We start from the raw sequence: 15,535 nt of genomic DNA on the forward strand, positions 1-15,535 counted from the left end.
CCAATATCAGGAGTTCACAAGGAAACCCTAAAGAGTGGCGCGTCCTGGAGGATTCGAACCTCCGACCGCCTGGTTCGTAGCCAGGTACTCTATCCAGCTGAGCTAAGGACGCGCAGTTTTCGATATCGGTATTACCAATATCAGGAGTTCACAAAGAAACCCTAAAGAGTGGCGCGTCCTGGAGGATTCGAACCTCCGACCGCCTGGTTCGTAGCCAGGTACTCTATCCAGCTGAGCTAAGGACGCGCAGTAATCTTTATTTTACTTTGTATAACCCGTTTATCAAACGAATTATTAAATAGTGGCGCGTCCTGAAGGATTCGAACCTCCGACCGCCTGGTTCGTAGCCAGGTACTCTATCCAGCTGAGCTAAGGACGCGCAGATCTTCTTGCTAGGAAGTTGTGAAGTAAATCACATTCATTTCTTACGAAACAAAAAAAAGGCCGTCGGGCCAGTCAATGAATGGCGGTGAAGGAGGGATTCGAACCCTCGATACGGGATAAACCGTATACTCCCTTAGCAGGGGAGCGCCTTCAGCCTCTCGGCCACCTCACCGTTTTCATTGTTATATCTCAGAAGAGATATGGCGCGTCCTGGAGGATTCGAACCTCCGACCGCCTGGTTCGTAGCCAGGTACTCTATCCAGCTGAGCTAAGGACGCACTTTTTGTTGATAAATCAACGTTGCAAGAATGGCGGTGAAGGAGGGATTCGAACCCTCGATACGGGATAAACCGTATACTCCCTTAGCAGGGGAGCGCCTTCAGCCTCTCGGCCACCTCACCGTCTTGCGGAGGCACATATTACGTTTTACCGAAAATATGTCAAACACTTTCTTTGAAAAAAAACGCAAAAATCGCTTAACCGATGCGGATTTAATCAAAGTGATTATTAAACAAACTTTATCACTCTATTATGATGAAAAAAAGAGAGTCTTCCCTTAAAAAATGACATTTTTTCGAAACTAAAAAGGCTAGCCATTCGGCTAGCCTTTTTCATTCAAACTAAGCTCTGTAAACAGGAGCGGCTTAGTAGTTACCTGAAGCAACGTTACCGTTGCCTTTTTCAGCTTGAATGCGCATGTAGATTTCTTCACGGTGAACAGAAACCTCTTTCGGAGCGTTAACGCCGATACGTACTTGGTTACCTTTAACACCTAGTACAGTTACAGTCACTTCATCACCAATCATAAGTGTTTCGCCTACGCGGCGAGTCAAAATTAGCATTCTTTGCTCCTTGAGTAATCTCTAAATTTTCTTGCTACAAAGCTATTATCCAACAAAAGTTATATTTTCGTAAACTACCTTGTTACCGAAAATTAGCCCAAAAAGGCATGTTTTTGCTGAATGTTTAATACTTCACTAGATGTAACGTAAGCATTATGAAGAATGTTTGCTGCTGCATCCACACTCTCAGGTGGTAAGACTAGCATCATAGTGAGTGCATTCGTTGAGCAGAAATTGATCGCAATATCTTGCTGTGCCAACAATTCACAGGCATGGTCAACCATTCCATTGGCTTCTAGCCCCACAGCGGTCAACAGGCTTACTACTTCACTATTACGGATTTTATCGCTGAACACCAGATCCAACTTGGCACATGCATCTTGTTTTATCATGATACCTGTTCGTTCTGTTTCCTCGATCACATTCCAAATGTCGATACCTAACATCTGACATTGCTTTGTAACGCTAGGCAAATGTTCGTCGTCAACTTCAATAATGGCAAGGTCACGTTGAATGGCTAGACCAGAGACGGCTTTTGAGCCTGCCTCCCCTTTCACCAAACTGCCTTCATTCAGTTCAAATGTCGAAAGCACGCGCAGTGGAACATTATTCTTCCATGCATACTGCACAGAAGGGAGATGTAACACTTTCGCTCCACGGCTCGCCATCGCTTCCATTGAAGGAAAATCGATAACCGCCATCTTTTGAGCGTTTTTCACTACACGTGGATCACAAGTATATATACCATCAACGTCGGTAAAGATTTGACACTCATCCGCGCATAATGCGCCAGCCAGTGTCACTGCGCTCGTATCTGAGCCACCTCGACCTAATGTGGTGATATCCCCATTTTCATTCACACCTTGGAAGCCAGCTACGATGACGATTTGGTCTTGTTCAAGCAAATCCATAATCGTAGAAGTATCAATGTGTTTAATCGTCGCGTCATTGTGTTGATTGTCCGTCACAATGTTCGCTTGTGCTCCGGTAAGTGAGCGCGCTGCATAACCCAATTTATTCAGGGTCATCGCCAGCAGTGCCATCGACACTTGCTCACCAGCAGAGAGCAAAACATCAAGTTCTCGAGCCGTTGGAACGCTATCTACTTGCTTAGCGAGATCCATTAGTCGATTTGTTTCGCCTGACATTGCAGACACAACAACGACAACTTGATTACCATCATTTTTCGCCTTAATGATGTGTTCAGCTACCTGGTGGATTCTTTCAATTGAACCCACTGAGGTTCCGCCAAACTTTTGCACGATAAGGGGCTTTTTCACCAGTCTTCACCTTCCCAAGACCAAAGTCTCATTAGGACCACTCATACTCCATTGAGATAAATTATATAAGCGGTAGTTACAACAAAAACCAAGCAGCGTAAATGACCTGGTTAAAATACGGTCAATTAAACCACTTGGTTACCATAAAAAAATTACGCTCAATCAAAGAAGCTTGATTGAGCGTAATTCATTATTTTAAAAGCTTATAGGCGTTCTTCTAGCCAAGGCTGTACGGACTGAATCGCCGCAGGCAGCGCGGCAACATCAGTACCACCCGCTTGCGCCATGTCAGGACGACCACCGCCTTTACCGCCAACTTGCTCAGCAACCATCTTAACTAGGTCACCTGCTTTCACTTTACCGATAAGGTCTTTGGTTACGCCTGCAATCAGACCGATCTTGTCATCGTTCACGTTAGCAAGAAGGATTACGCCGCTACCTACTTGGTTCTTGATGTCATCAACCATAGTACGTAGGTTCTTGTTATCTGCGCCTTCTAGAGCAGCGATCAGTACTTTAGTACCGTTGATGTCCTGAACTTTACCCATGATGTTTGCGCTTTCTGCCGCAGCCATCTTGTCTTTCAGTTTCTGGATTTCTTTCTCTAGAGATTTTGCTTTCTGCGCTGATTCAGCCAGTTTCTCTTCGTACTTAGCCGCTTGAGCTTCGATTGCGTCTAGCGCACCTTCACCCGTTACCGCTTCGATACGACGGATACCTGCTGCGATACCACCTTCAGATGTGATCTTGAATAGACCGATATCACCTGTGTTTGAAGCGTGAATACCACCACAAAGTTCAGTAGAGAAGTCGCCCATAGACAGTACGCGTACTTCGTCGTCGTACTTCTCGCCAAATAGAGCCATTGCGCCTTTCTTCTTAGCAGACTCAATGTCCATCACGTTGGTTTCAATCGTGTGGTTACGACGAATTTGCGCGTTAACTAGACGCTCAACTTCTTTCAGTTCTGCTGCAGTTACAGCTTCTAGGTGTGAGAAGTCGAAACGTAGGCTGTCAGCTTTCACTAGAGAGCCTTTCTGCGTTACGTGTTCACCAAGAACTTGGCGAAGTGCTGCATGTAGCAAGTGCGTTGCTGAGTGGTTTAGAGAGATAGCTGCGCGACGCTCTGCGTCAACGATAGTTGCTACTTCGTCGCCTTTCGCTAGAACGCCTTCTGCCATTACACCGTGGTGTGCGATTGCGTTACCTAGCTTTTGAGTATCTTCAACACGGAATACGCCAGCTTCAGTACGGATTTCACCAGCGTCACCACATTGACCACCTGACTCTGCGTAGAATGGTGTCTCACCAAGCACGATGATTGCTTTGTCGCCTGCAGATAGAGATTCTACTTCGTTGCCTTCAACGAACATCGCCGCTACAGAGCTAGAGCCTTTAGTACCTGTGTAACCACAGAATTCTGTTTGCGTATCAACTTTGATTGCTGCGTTGTAGTCAGTACCGAAGTTACCAGCTTCACGCGCACGTTGACGCTGCTCTTCCATCGCTTTCTCGAAACCTTCTTCGTCGATTGCGAACTCACGCTCACGTGCAACGTCGTTAGTTAAGTCAGCTGGGAAACCGTAAGTATCGTAAAGTTTAAATACGGTTTCGCCGTCTAGTACTTTACCGTCTAGGTTATCTAGAGCTTCGTTTAGAATCGCCATACCGCGCTCAAGTGTACGACCGAAGTTTTCTTCTTCGATACGCAGTACTTTTTCAACCACAGCTTGTTGACGCTTCAGCTCTTCACCAGCCGTACCCATGATTTCCGCTAGTACACCAACCAGTTTGTGGAAGAATGCACCTTGTGCGCCCAGCTTGTTACCGTGACGAACTGCACGACGGATGATACGACGTAGAACGTAACCACGACCTTCGTTTGAAGGCATAACGCCATCAACGATCAGGAATGAACATGAACGGATGTGGTCAGCGATAACGCGTAGCGATTGGTTTGATAGATCTTCGTAGCCAATCACTTCAGCAGCAGCTTTGATAAGAGCTTGGAATACATCGATTTCGTAGTTTGAGTGAACGCCTTGCATGATTGCAGAGATACGCTCAATACCCATACCAGTATCTACCGATGGCTTTGGTAGCGGTTCCATAGTGCCGTCTGCATGACGGTTGAACTGCATGAATACGTTGTTCCAGATCTCTATGAAACGGTCACCATCTTCTTCAGGTGTGCCAGGACGGCCACCCCAGATGTGCTCACCGTGATCGTAAAAGATTTCAGTACATGGACCACAAGGACCTGTGTCACCCATTTGCCAGAAGTTATCTGACTCGTATGGTTTACCACCTTTTTTGTCGCCGATGCGAATAATGCGGTCTGCTGGAACGCCTACTTTTTGGTTCCAGATATCGAATGCTTCGTCGTCTGTCTCGTAAACTGTAACAAGTAGACGGTCTGCTGGCAGCTTAAGAGTTACCGTTAGGAATTCCCAAGCGAACGCGATAGCGTCTTCTTTGAAGTAATCGCCAAAGCTGAAGTTACCTAGCATTTCAAAGAATGTGTGGTGACGAGCAGTGAAGCCAACGTTTTCCAGGTCGTTGTGTTTACCACCAGCACGTACACAACGTTGAGCCGTAGTCGCTCGAGTGTAGGCTCGTTTTTCTAAGCCTAAGAAACAATCTTTAAATTGGTTCATACCCGCGTTTGTGAACAGCAGGGTTGGGTCGTTATGTGGAACTAACGATGAACTTTCTACGATTTGGTGTCCTTTGCTCTCAAAGAACTTGAGGAACGCGTTACGAACCTCATCAGTGCTCATGTACATGCAGCTCTTCCTGAAAATAGTCGAGTTAGAATTTTGCCGTATTGTAGATCATGCAATCAGCTACGACTAGTTTTCTTGCGGAAAAGAGGCATTAGAAGAAAAAATTTGAAGCAAAACAAAAAACAGTGCGAACGGCTGACCGCTAATCTTCGTCCTCAAAGCTCAGCGCATAGCTAATTTGGTCAAAACTGTAGCCACGATATTGTAGAAATCGCACCTGTTTAGCGTACTCTTTCTGGTCTTTGGCTTTTATTCCTTTGAATTTCTTCTCAGCAGCCATTCTTGCCAGTTCAAACCAATCTTGGGGCTCTTCTGCCATCGCCATATCAATGATGGATTCTGCCACACGCTTTTGGTTCAATTCTTGACGAATGCGGCGCTCACCGTGACCTTTGTAAACATGCTGGCGCACTTGGCTTTTGGCGTAACGCAGGTCATCTAAATAGTTGTGGTCGAGACAAAAATTAATGGCCGCTTCGATGTCTGCCTCTTCATACCCTTTTAGAGCCAGCTTTTGGTATAACTCGTATTGCCCATGGTCTCGACGGCTCAATAATTGGATAGCCGCTTCTTTGCTAGATAGAGTCGGTGCTTGACGCTTTTGGTACATGGTGATCCTAAAACTGTTTTTGCTGTACAGGCTTTATAACAATCGCAGTAAATAACCGCTCACTCTAGCTTACCAACGCGCTAGTTCTGATCGCTTGCCTACCCTAATTGATATTAACCTAGCCTTTGTTTTTTGATTTCAGCAGATACAACAAAGCCCCGCATAGCAGGGCTTTGTTCAATATGATTCAATCAGAAGCTTAAAACTCTTCTTCTTGCTCTGATTTTTCACCTGATTCTGGTGCTTCAGGTAGTGCTGGTGAAAGTAGCATTTCACGCAGTTTAGTATCGATAGTCTTACCGATTTCTGGGTTTTCGCGTAGGTAGTTACAAGCGTTTGCTTTACCTTGGCCAATCTTGTCACCTTGGTAGCTGTACCATGCACCCGCTTTTTCAACTAGCTTGTGCTTCACGCCTAGATCAATCAGTTCGCCTTCGCGGTTGAAGCCTTGGCCGTACATGATTTGCGTGTTTGCTTCTTTAAACGGTGCAGCAATCTTGTTCTTAACAACTTTGATGCGCGTTTCGTTACCTACTACTTCGTCACCTTCTTTGATTGCGCCAGTACGACGGATATCTAGACGAACAGAAGCGTAGAACTTAAGTGCGTTACCACCTGTTGTTGTTTCTGGGTTACCGAACATCACACCAATCTTCATACGGATTTGGTTGATGAAGATACACATACAGTTAGATTGCTTTAGGTTACCCGTTAGCTTACGCATCGCTTGAGAAAGCATACGTGCTTGAAGACCCATGTGGCTGTCGCCCATTTCGCCTTCGATTTCTGCTTTTGGTGTTAGTGCTGCAACTGAGTCGACAACCATAACGTCAATCGCACCAGAGCGTGCAAGTGCGTCACAAATTTCTAGCGCTTGCTCACCAGTGTCTGGCTGAGAAACCAATAGTGCATCGATATCAACGCCAAGTTTCTTTGCATATACAGGATCTAGAGCGTGCTCTGCATCGATAAACGCACAAGTTTTGCCTTCACGTTGCGCAGCAGCAATAAGTTCAAGAGTTAGCGTTGTTTTACCTGAAGATTCTGGACCGTAGATTTCTACGATACGACCCATTGGTAGACCACCAGCACCCAAAGCGATATCAAGAGAAAGAGAACCCGTTGAGATGGTTTCTACGTCCATTGCGCGGTTATCACCAAGGCGCATGATAGAGCCTTTACCGAATTGCTTTTCAATTTGACCTAGCGCAGCGGCGAGCGCTTTCTGTTTGTTCTCGTCCATTACTTTCTCCGATTTATTCATCTTCTTTGGGCGACGAATAGTAATTCATTTTTCTTAAGCAGAAGAACTGCTCAGCAATGAAAGTTATTATACTGTTGATTCATACAGTGTCTATACCTGTATGAAAAAAATTTGGCTGACCTAAAGCTGTGATTTGCTCTAGCCCTTATCAACGCTGGGCTAAGACAATTTCACAAATTCTAAATCAGATGTTGATGCAATTGAGTCAGTGCATGCTCGACCGCTTTTTTGCGAACTTCAGCACGGTCACCAGTGAAATGCATGGTTTCGACTTGCTGCCAATTTTGATTATCAGCAAAAGCAAAGCAGACCGTTCCAACAGGTTTCTCTTCACTGCCTCCTCCCGGACCAGCGATACCACTGATGGATACGCCGATGGTCGCGTTGGAGTTTTTAATTGCGCCCTGCACCATTTCAATCACAACAGGCTCACTCACTGCACCGTGCGCTTCTAACGTTGAAGCCTGTACGCCAAGCATCTCCATTTTGGCTTCATTACTGTAAGTGACGAACGCACGATCAAGCCAAGCTGAACTACCAGCAATATCAGTAATAGCGGTTGCAACACCACCACCCGTGCATGATTCTGCGGTGGTTAAAACATGTCCATGCTTAGCCAATAATGCGCCGAGATCGGCACTCAATTTTGTTGCTCTTTCCATAGCCAAAAATGCCCTTTGTCTCTTTTTACTTGATAGGGATTCACGTATCCTAAGCCGCTACGGAAATAAACAAAAGTACTTACCTGTGAAAGCTGAACAAAAACATACTCCGATGATGCAGCAATATCTCAAGCTAAAGGCTGAGAACCCAGAAATCTTGCTGTTCTATCGCATGGGCGACTTCTACGAACTCTTCTACGACGATGCAAAACGTGCATCTCAATTGTTAGATATCTCGTTGACCAAACGCGGTGCATCGGCAGGTGAACCAATTCCTATGGCTGGCGTCCCATTCCACGCTGTTGAAGGTTATCTGGCTAAACTTGTTCAACTAGGTGAGTCTGTTGCGATCTGTGAACAGATTGGCGACCCAGCGACAAGCAAAGGTCCGGTTGAACGTAAAGTAGTGCGTATCGTCACCCCAGGTACGGTGACCGACGAAGCACTGCTGTCTGAGCGTCTCGACAACCTGATTGCAGCAATTTACCAACACAATGGTAAGTTCGGTTACGCGACATTGGATGTGACTTCGGGTCGTTTCCAGCTAGTCGAGCCAGAAACCGAAGAAGCAATGGCTGCTGAGTTGCAGCGCACGGCACCTCGCGAATTACTCTTCCCTGAAGATTTTGAGGCAGTTCACCTTATGTCTAGCCGAAACGGCAACCGTCGTCGCCCAGTCTGGGAATTTGAGCTCGATACCGCTAAGCAGCAGTTGAACCAACAATTTGGTACGCGCGATTTGGTCGGCTTTGGTGTTGAGCACGCTTCACTAGGCCTATGTGCTGCAGGTTGTTTGATCCAGTACGTTAAAGATACTCAGCGTACTGCCCTACCGCACATTCGTTCATTGACGTTTGATCGCCAAGATCACTCAGTTATTCTTGATGCGGCGACACGTCGTAACTTAGAGCTGACGCAAAACCTATCAGGCGGCATTGATAACACGCTCGCTGAAGTGCTCGATCACTGTGCAACTCCAATGGGCAGCCGTATGTTGAAGCGCTGGTTACATCAGCCAATGCGCTGCGTCGATACTCTCAACAATCGTCTTGATGCGATTGGTGAAATCAAAGAGCAAAGCTTGTTTACCGACATTCAACCGATCTTCAAACAGATCGGTGATATTGAACGTATCCTTGCTCGTTTGGCGCTTCGCTCGGCACGTCCACGCGATATGGCTCGCCTACGCCATGCAATGCAACAGTTGCCAGACTTGGAAGCCGTCACTTCTTCTCTAGCTCACCCATACCTTAAAAAACTGGCTCAATTTGCTGCACCAATGGATGAGGTATGTGACTTACTTGAGCGCGCAATCAAAGAAAACCCACCAGTTGTGATTCGCGAGGGTGGCGTGATTGCAGAGGGCTACAACGCGGAACTTGATGAATGGCGCAAGCTTGCAGACGGTGCAACCGAGTATCTTGAAAAACTCGAAGCAGACGAACGTGAACGTCATGGTATCGACACCTTAAAAGTTGGCTACAACGCCGTTCACGGCTTCTTCATTCAGGTTAGTCGTGGTCAAAGCCATTTGGTTCCACCACACTATGTACGTCGCCAAACGCTGAAAAACGCAGAACGCTACATCATTCCTGAGTTGAAAGAGCACGAAGACAAGGTACTAAACTCTAAGTCAAAAGCGCTAGCAGTTGAGAAAAAACTGTGGGAAGAGCTGTTTGATTTGTTGATGCCAAACCTTGAGAAGATGCAAAACCTTGCTTCGGCGATTTCTCAGTTGGACGTACTACAAAACCTAGCCGAGCGTGCAGATTCACTTGATTACTGTCGCCCAACGTTGGACAAAGAAGCAGGCATTAGTATTCAAGCAGGTCGTCACCCTGTCGTGGAGCAAGTAACAAGCGAACCATTTATCGCGAACCCTATTGAACTCAGCTCAAACCGTAAGATGCTGATCATCACCGGTCCAAACATGGGTGGTAAATCGACCTATATGCGCCAAACTGCGTTGATTGCTTTGATGGCTCACATTGGTTCATACGTACCTGCAGAATCAGCTCATATTGGCTCTCTAGACCGTATCTTTACTCGTATCGGTGCATCTGATGATTTGGCATCTGGCCGTTCAACCTTCATGGTAGAAATGACTGAAACAGCCAACATTCTTCACAACGCTACCAAGAACAGCTTGGTTCTGATGGATGAGATCGGTCGCGGTACCAGTACTTACGATGGTCTATCTTTAGCATGGGCAAGTGCAGAATGGCTTGCAACTCAGATTGGGGCAATGACGCTATTCGCAACCCACTACTTCGAACTGACTGAGCTGCCAAACTTACTGCCAAATCTAGCCAACGTTCACCTTGATGCTGTAGAGCACGGTGACAGCATTGCCTTTATGCACGCGGTACAAGAAGGCGCGGCAAGCAAGTCTTATGGTCTAGCGGTTGCTGGTTTAGCGGGCGTTCCAAAACCAGTCATCAAGAATGCGCGTCACAAACTGTCTCAACTTGAACAATTAGGTCAGGGAACAGACTCGCCTCGTCCGAGTACCGTTGATGTGGCAAACCAACTTAGTCTGATCCCAGAACCAAGCGATGTTGAACAAGCATTGTCGAACATCGATCCTGACGATCTAACACCGCGTCAGGCACTGGAAGAGTTATATCGCTTGAAAAAAATGCTCTAGTTCCTGTACTGATACAGGAAAACGCAAAAAGGCTATGGTCACCCATAGCCTTTTGTTTATTCTGAACTCGCCTCTACAGCGCTTCTACCTAATCATCTTCTACGTTGAACAAGTTTTCCATGTTCAGACCTTGCTTAATCAAGATCTCGCGTAGTCGACGCAAACCTTCCACTTGGATCTGACGAACACGTTCACGCGTTAGTCCGATTTCACGTCCCACTTCTTCAAGCGTTGATGGCTCATAACCAAGCAAACCAAAACGACGTGCCAGCACTTCTTTCTGTTTTGGATTCAGCTCTTCTAGCCAATGGATCAATGAAGATTTGATGTCATCGTCTTGAGTGGAAACTTCAGGATCCGAGTTGTTGGCATCAGGGATAATATCCAGTAGCGCTTTCTCGCCGTCACCACCGATTGGTGTGTCAACAGAACTGATACGCTCGTTGAGGCGTAGCATTTTGCTTACGTCTTCTACTGGGATATCTAACTGTGCAGCGATCTCTTCTGCTGTTGGTTCATGGTCGAGCTTCTGAGAAAGTTCACGCGCAGTACGCAGATAAATGTTCAGCTCTTTAACCACATGAATTGGCAGACGGATCGTACGAGTTTGGTTCATCAACGCACGTTCGATCGTTTGGCGAATCCACCACGTCGCGTAAGTTGAGAAACGGAAACCTCGTTCTGGATCGAACTTCTCGACCGCACGGATCAAACCTAGGTTACCTTCTTCGATGAGATCAAGAAGTGCAAGACCACGGTTGCTGTATCGACGAGAGATCTTCACTACAAGACGCAAGTTACTTTCGATCATACGTTTGCGAGCAGCTTCATCGCCACGCAGCGCACGTCGAGCATAAAGTACTTCTTCTTCTGCAGTGAGTAGTGGTGAGAAACCAATTTCGCCCAAGTAGAGCTGTGTTGCGTCTAAGCTCTTACTGCTCGCGTCAAATTCTTCGCGCGCCGCTGATTTGGTTCCAGTAGATGTTTTTGCAGGTTCGTTTGAAATGCCTTCCGATTGTGCATTATCGTAGTCGAACTCTTCAACTTTGGTTACTGTGTTGCTGATACTCATAACGCCTCCCCCTGGCGAGTTAGCAAGACATGACAACTCAATATGCCGCTAAATGATGTCGCAAGTTGTTATTCAAAGTTTTACGGTAAATAGCGCTTTGGATTCACTGATTTACCTTGATAACGAATTTCAAAATGTAGTTTGACGGATTTAGCACCTGAACTACCCATGGTTGCTATTTTTTGTCCGCTCTTAACACTTTGTCCTTCTGATACCAGCAGTCTGTCGTTGTGTGCGTATGCGCTTAAATAATTGTCGTTATGCTTCACTATAATTAGGTTGCCATAACCTCGTAGCGCATTACCCGAATAAACGACGGTGCCAGCTGCGGTTGAAACGATAGGTTGACCACGCTGTCCTGCGATGTCGATACCTTTATTTCCTTGTTCTCCCGCTGAGAAGTTACTGATTACTCTCCCTTTTGTCGGCCATAACCACTTCGAGACTTTTTCATTTTTCGCGGTGGTTGTTGGCGGTTTCGGTTTAACATTCTGATTACCTTTTGACCCAACATACTCCTTTGGTTTGGATTGTTCAACCTTCTTTGGCGGCTGTTTTTGTGCAACCTGAGTCGTAGTTGTCTTAGGTTTCTGAGTAGAGCTTTTACTTGAATTTGACGCCTTTGACGTTGTTGATGTTTTAGTCACCGGTGCAGGTTTTGCTGCAACAACAGGAGCGACAACGGGTTCCACTTTGTGGCCATATTTAGGGGCCACATATTTCGGAGCCCAAAGTTTCAACCTCTGGCCCGGAAAAATCGTGTAAGGAGCAGACAATTCATTGTAACGAACTAGATCATTTACATTCTTATCTGTGACGTAGGCTATAAAATAAAGGGTATCACCTTTCTTTACTTCGTAATAACTCCCTCTATAACTGCCACGCTCAACCGTCGAGTAATCTTTATTTAGGCTTGAAACAGGTGCAGGTGAATGAGCCGCGCAACCAACAAGTCCCGCAGCTAACAAACAGCTAATAACAAAACGATGTAATAACTTCTTCACCTAGTCTTTAACCTTTAAGCTAAATCACCTGCAACTAATGGCACAAATCTTACCATTTCTACCACGGTCGACAGATATTGTTCACCCTGACGTTCAATTTTTAATAGTTGTTGCTCATCGTCACCCACCGGAATGACCATCTTACCGCCTTCTTTTAGCTGCGATAAAAGTGCTTGGGGAACACTCTCCGCGGCGGCAGTGACGATAATCGCATCGAAAGGACCTTTGCCTTCCCAACCAAGCCAACCATCACCATGTTTAGTCGATACATTATAAATATCGAGTTGTTTCAGACGGCGCTTCGCATCCCATTGCAAGGATTTGATGCGTTCAACGGAATAAACATGATCGACAACTTGAGCGAGGACAGCGGTTTGGTAACCTGAGCCTGTACCAATTTCTAATACATTGCTGTTCGATTTTAGATCCAACAGTTCTGTCATTTTCGCGACGATGTAAGGTTGAGAAATAGTTTGTCCCTGACCAATCGGCAACGCATTGTTGTCGTATGCTTGGTGCATCATCGCTTGTGAGACAAAGCTCTCACGTGGCAAACGATAAATTGCATCCAACACGCGTTGATCACTGATGCCACTGGAGATAAGAAACGCTATCAACCTGTCAGCATGTGGGTTACTCATTAATTCTCTTCCTTTAACCAACTATCCATTGCACGTAATGACTCATGAGCTGTTAAGTCGACTTGTAGCGGCGTGATTGAAACAAAGCCATGTTCAATCGCATAAAAGTCTGTACCAATACCAGCATCTTGCTCTTTACCCGGAGGGCCGAGCCAATAAATATCATGTCCGCGCGGATCTTTCTGCTTGATCATATTCTCAGCGTGATGACGAGCACCTAAGCGAGTCACTTCAATCTCACCAAGCTCTTCAAATGGAAGATCGGGCACGTTTACATTCAATAAACGGTTAGTTGGGATCGGACGAACCAAGTGTTGCTCAACCAGCTGACGCGCAACTTTCGCAGCAGATTCAAAATGCTGTTTGCCGACGAGGGAGAAAGCAATGGCCTGCACACCAAGGAAGTGCCCTTCCATCGCCGCAGCGACTGTACCAGAGTACAGCACGTCGTCACCTAAGTTGGCACCATGATTGATGCCTGACAGCACGAGGTCTGGCAGGTCATCTTTCATCAACTCATTCAGCGCGAAGTGGACACAGTCAGTTGGCGTCCCCTGCACAGAGAAGGTTTTCGGCGCAATCTCAGTAACGCGTAGTGGCTGCTCCAACGTGAGCGAGTTAGAAGCACCTGAGCGGTTTCTGTCTGGTGCTACGATTGTCACTTCAGCAATGCTTCTTAGCTCATCAGCAAGCGCGTGAATTCCCTGAGCATGAACACCGTCATCATTACTGAGCAGTATTCTTAATGGCTTCGCGTTGTGTGAATCCATTTCCATTAATATTCTCTTTCTACCTTTTCTTCGATAACCAATTCGCGCACGATTGAAGTCGCAAAGGAGCCCGCATCCAGCGAGAACGTCAGTGTGATGTTGTTACCATCGACAGTCCAAGCTAAGTCTTGTAGCTTGAGTGCGATGTCACGACGGTCATGGCGCATACGGTTACCGCGAATCAGTGCCATCAAATCTGGTTCTTCATCTAAGAACGGTTGCTCTAAGGTTAGCGCATCCGCTTGAGTCGGTAGTGCGTTGTCGCCCGCCAGTGCAGCAGTGATCGCCACTTCACCTTGAGCAAACTGTGCTTGTAGATCTGCCATGTTACTTGCATCAACCAACTGAGTGCCAGAAGCCGTCTGCGCCACATCACCGTCGATAAACTTATCAAACACACCATTCTCTAGGCGAGCTGAAACAATACGGTTGAAAATCCATGAACGAGCCGCTGACAAGTACATGCTGCGCTTGTTTTGGTTGCGGGTACGAACGTTCTCGCGTCCCCATCGACGTGCTTCTTCAAGGTTGTTGCCATCGTTACCAAAACGCTGACTACCAAAGTAGTTTGGCACACCTACTTGTTTCACTTTTTCAAGACGTTGCTCAACATCCGCTACATCTGTCACTTCAGACAAAGTAACCACGAACTCGTTCCCTACTAAGTCACCAGGACGCAGTTTTTTGTTGTGGCGATCCGTTGCAAGGATTTCGATGCTCGGGTATTGCGCTAAAAATGCTGAAAAGTCTGGTGTTTCACCTTTTGGTAAATGCACGCTTAGCCACTGTTCAGTCACAGCATGACGGTCTTTAAGACCTGCCCAGCTGACGTCTTTAGACTTAACACCACAGGCTTTAGCTAACTCGTTAGCAACAAAGCTGGTGTTCTCACCGGTTTTACGGATACGAACCATTAAGTGCTCGCCTTCACCCGTAAAGGCAAAACCTAAATCTTCGCGAACCTGAAAGTGCTCTGGTTGCGCTTTGATTTTTGCAGATGCAACTGGCTTACCTGTTAGGTAAGCCAATGAAGATAAAATGTCTGACATGATGTGTTTCCGCTGATATCACAGCTTAGAGGAGCAAATTGCTAGTTATTGCTTAAACAGAAGTACAACTGCTTCCGTTGCAATGCCTTCTTTGCGTCCAGTAAAGCCAAGACGTTCTGTCGTCGTCGCTTTTACGTTAATGTTGTTAATGTCGGTTTCCAAGTCTTCGGCAATCGCTGCGCACATAGCTTCAATGTACGGAGCCATCTTAGGTGCTTGTGCAATGATAGTGATGTCAGCATTACCAAGTCGGTAGCCTTGTTCTTTGACTCGACGATATACGTCTTTCAATAATTCACGGCTATCCGCGCCTTTCCATTTATCGTCGGTATCAGGGAAGTGGCGACCAATGTCACCCGCAGCGATCGCTCCTAACAAAGCATCACTCAATGCATGCAGTGCGACATCACCATCAGAATGTGCGATCAAACCTTGTTCGTAAGGAATCGCTACACCACCGATGATTACCGGACCTTCATCGCCGAATTTATGTACGTCGAAACCATGACCAATTCGAATCATTT

13 protein-coding genes and 6 tRNA genes are annotated in these 15,535 nt (G+C 46.4%); 1 reads left to right on the top strand and 18 read right to left on the bottom strand.

Translation table 11 applies throughout. The features are described from left to right. Positions 1 to 35 precede the first annotated feature (35 nt). The 12 genes from ATB78_RS24690 to pncC all read right to left on the bottom strand — a co-directional run bounded on the left by ATB78_RS24690 (position 36) and on the right by pncC (position 7,828). Positions 36 to 112, bottom strand: a tRNA-Arg gene (locus ATB78_RS24690). A 57-nt stretch (positions 113 to 169) separates the two neighbouring features. Further along, positions 170 to 246, bottom strand: a tRNA-Arg gene (locus tag ATB78_RS24695). Positions 247 to 302: 56 nt separating this feature from the next. Next, positions 303 to 379 (bottom strand) — tRNA-Arg (locus ATB78_RS24700). A gap of 85 nt (positions 380 to 464) precedes the next feature. Beyond that, a tRNA-Ser gene (locus ATB78_RS24705) sits at positions 465 to 556 on the bottom strand. 29 nt (positions 557 to 585) lie between these two features. Further along, positions 586 to 662: transfer RNA gene (locus ATB78_RS24710), tRNA-Arg, on the bottom strand. A gap of 31 nt (positions 663 to 693) precedes the next feature. Further along, positions 694 to 785, bottom strand: a tRNA-Ser gene (locus ATB78_RS24715). Between the two features lie 243 nt (positions 786 to 1,028). Next, positions 1,029 to 1,226, bottom strand: coding sequence for a carbon storage regulator CsrA (gene csrA / locus ATB78_RS24720; RefSeq protein ID WP_004415691.1), 198 nt, complete (start codon positions 1,224 to 1,226; stop codon positions 1,029 to 1,031). 92 nt (positions 1,227 to 1,318) lie between these two features. Then, a complete protein-coding gene (locus ATB78_RS24725) occupies positions 1,319 to 2,506 on the bottom strand; it encodes an aspartate kinase (RefSeq protein ID WP_039841940.1) in 1,188 nt (395 codons plus the stop codon). A gap of 203 nt (positions 2,507 to 2,709) precedes the next feature. Then, the gene (alaS, locus tag ATB78_RS24730; protein ID WP_005436411.1) at positions 2,710 to 5,292 is read right to left on the bottom strand and encodes an alanine--tRNA ligase; all 2,583 of its coding nucleotides are present in this window, start codon (positions 5,290 to 5,292) and stop codon (positions 2,710 to 2,712) included. A gap of 142 nt (positions 5,293 to 5,434) precedes the next feature. Continuing rightward, complete coding sequence (recX, locus tag ATB78_RS24735; protein ID WP_005425358.1) at positions 5,435 to 5,902, bottom strand: recombination regulator RecX; 468 nt, start codon at positions 5,900 to 5,902, stop codon at positions 5,435 to 5,437. Between the two features lie 199 nt (positions 5,903 to 6,101). Beyond that, on the bottom strand, positions 6,102 to 7,145 hold the full coding sequence (gene recA / locus ATB78_RS24740; protein ID WP_005436413.1) for a recombinase RecA: 1,044 nt from the start codon (positions 7,143 to 7,145) through the stop codon (positions 6,102 to 6,104). A gap of 200 nt (positions 7,146 to 7,345) precedes the next feature. Further along, positions 7,346 to 7,828: a nicotinamide-nucleotide amidase gene (gene pncC, locus ATB78_RS24745; protein ID WP_009707585.1), complete on the bottom strand. Its 483-nt coding sequence runs from the start codon at positions 7,826 to 7,828 to the stop codon at positions 7,346 to 7,348. Positions 7,829 to 7,913: 85 nt separating this feature from the next. On the opposite strand from pncC, the gene mutS reads away from it, so the two are divergent. After that, positions 7,914 to 10,475 (top strand): DNA mismatch repair protein MutS, encoded by a 2,562-nt coding sequence (gene mutS / locus ATB78_RS24750; RefSeq protein ID WP_061010896.1) that lies wholly within the window; start codon positions 7,914 to 7,916, stop codon positions 10,473 to 10,475. An 88-nt stretch (positions 10,476 to 10,563) separates the two neighbouring features. Here mutS and rpoS read toward each other — a convergent pair whose 3' ends face one another. The 6 genes from rpoS to ispF form a co-directional block, all read right to left on the bottom strand. Continuing rightward, on the bottom strand, positions 10,564 to 11,547 hold the full coding sequence (rpoS, locus tag ATB78_RS24755; protein WP_009707587.1) for an RNA polymerase sigma factor RpoS: 984 nt from the start codon (positions 11,545 to 11,547) through the stop codon (positions 10,564 to 10,566). An 80-nt stretch (positions 11,548 to 11,627) separates the two neighbouring features. Further along, entirely contained in the window at positions 11,628 to 12,551 is a 924-nt protein-coding gene (locus ATB78_RS24760; RefSeq protein ID WP_005436421.1) for a peptidoglycan DD-metalloendopeptidase family protein, read from the bottom strand. A 14-nt stretch (positions 12,552 to 12,565) separates the two neighbouring features. Then, complete coding sequence (locus ATB78_RS24765; RefSeq protein WP_061010897.1) at positions 12,566 to 13,192, bottom strand: protein-L-isoaspartate(D-aspartate) O-methyltransferase; 627 nt, start codon at positions 13,190 to 13,192, stop codon at positions 12,566 to 12,568. Then, positions 13,192 to 13,968 carry a 5'/3'-nucleotidase SurE gene (surE, locus tag ATB78_RS24770; RefSeq protein ID WP_005436425.1) on the bottom strand — a complete coding sequence of 259 codons (777 nt, stop codon included), beginning with the start codon at positions 13,966 to 13,968 and terminating at the stop codon, positions 13,192 to 13,194. The genes ATB78_RS24765 and surE overlap by 1 nt, the downstream gene beginning before the upstream one ends. Next, positions 13,968 to 15,011 (bottom strand): tRNA pseudouridine(13) synthase TruD, encoded by a 1,044-nt coding sequence (gene truD / locus ATB78_RS24775; protein WP_061010898.1) that lies wholly within the window; start codon positions 15,009 to 15,011, stop codon positions 13,968 to 13,970. Before truD ends, surE begins: the two co-directional genes overlap by 1 nt. Positions 15,012 to 15,056: 45 nt before the next feature. Then, on the bottom strand, positions 15,057 to 15,533 hold the full coding sequence (ispF, locus tag ATB78_RS24780) for a 2-C-methyl-D-erythritol 2,4-cyclodiphosphate synthase (protein WP_041058541.1): 477 nt from the start codon (positions 15,531 to 15,533) through the stop codon (positions 15,057 to 15,059). Positions 15,534 to 15,535 lie beyond the last annotated feature (2 nt).

Source organism: Vibrio sp. CUB2 (assembly GCF_001557945.1).
Lineage (GTDB): Bacteria > Pseudomonadota > Gammaproteobacteria > Enterobacterales > Vibrionaceae > Vibrio > Vibrio owensii.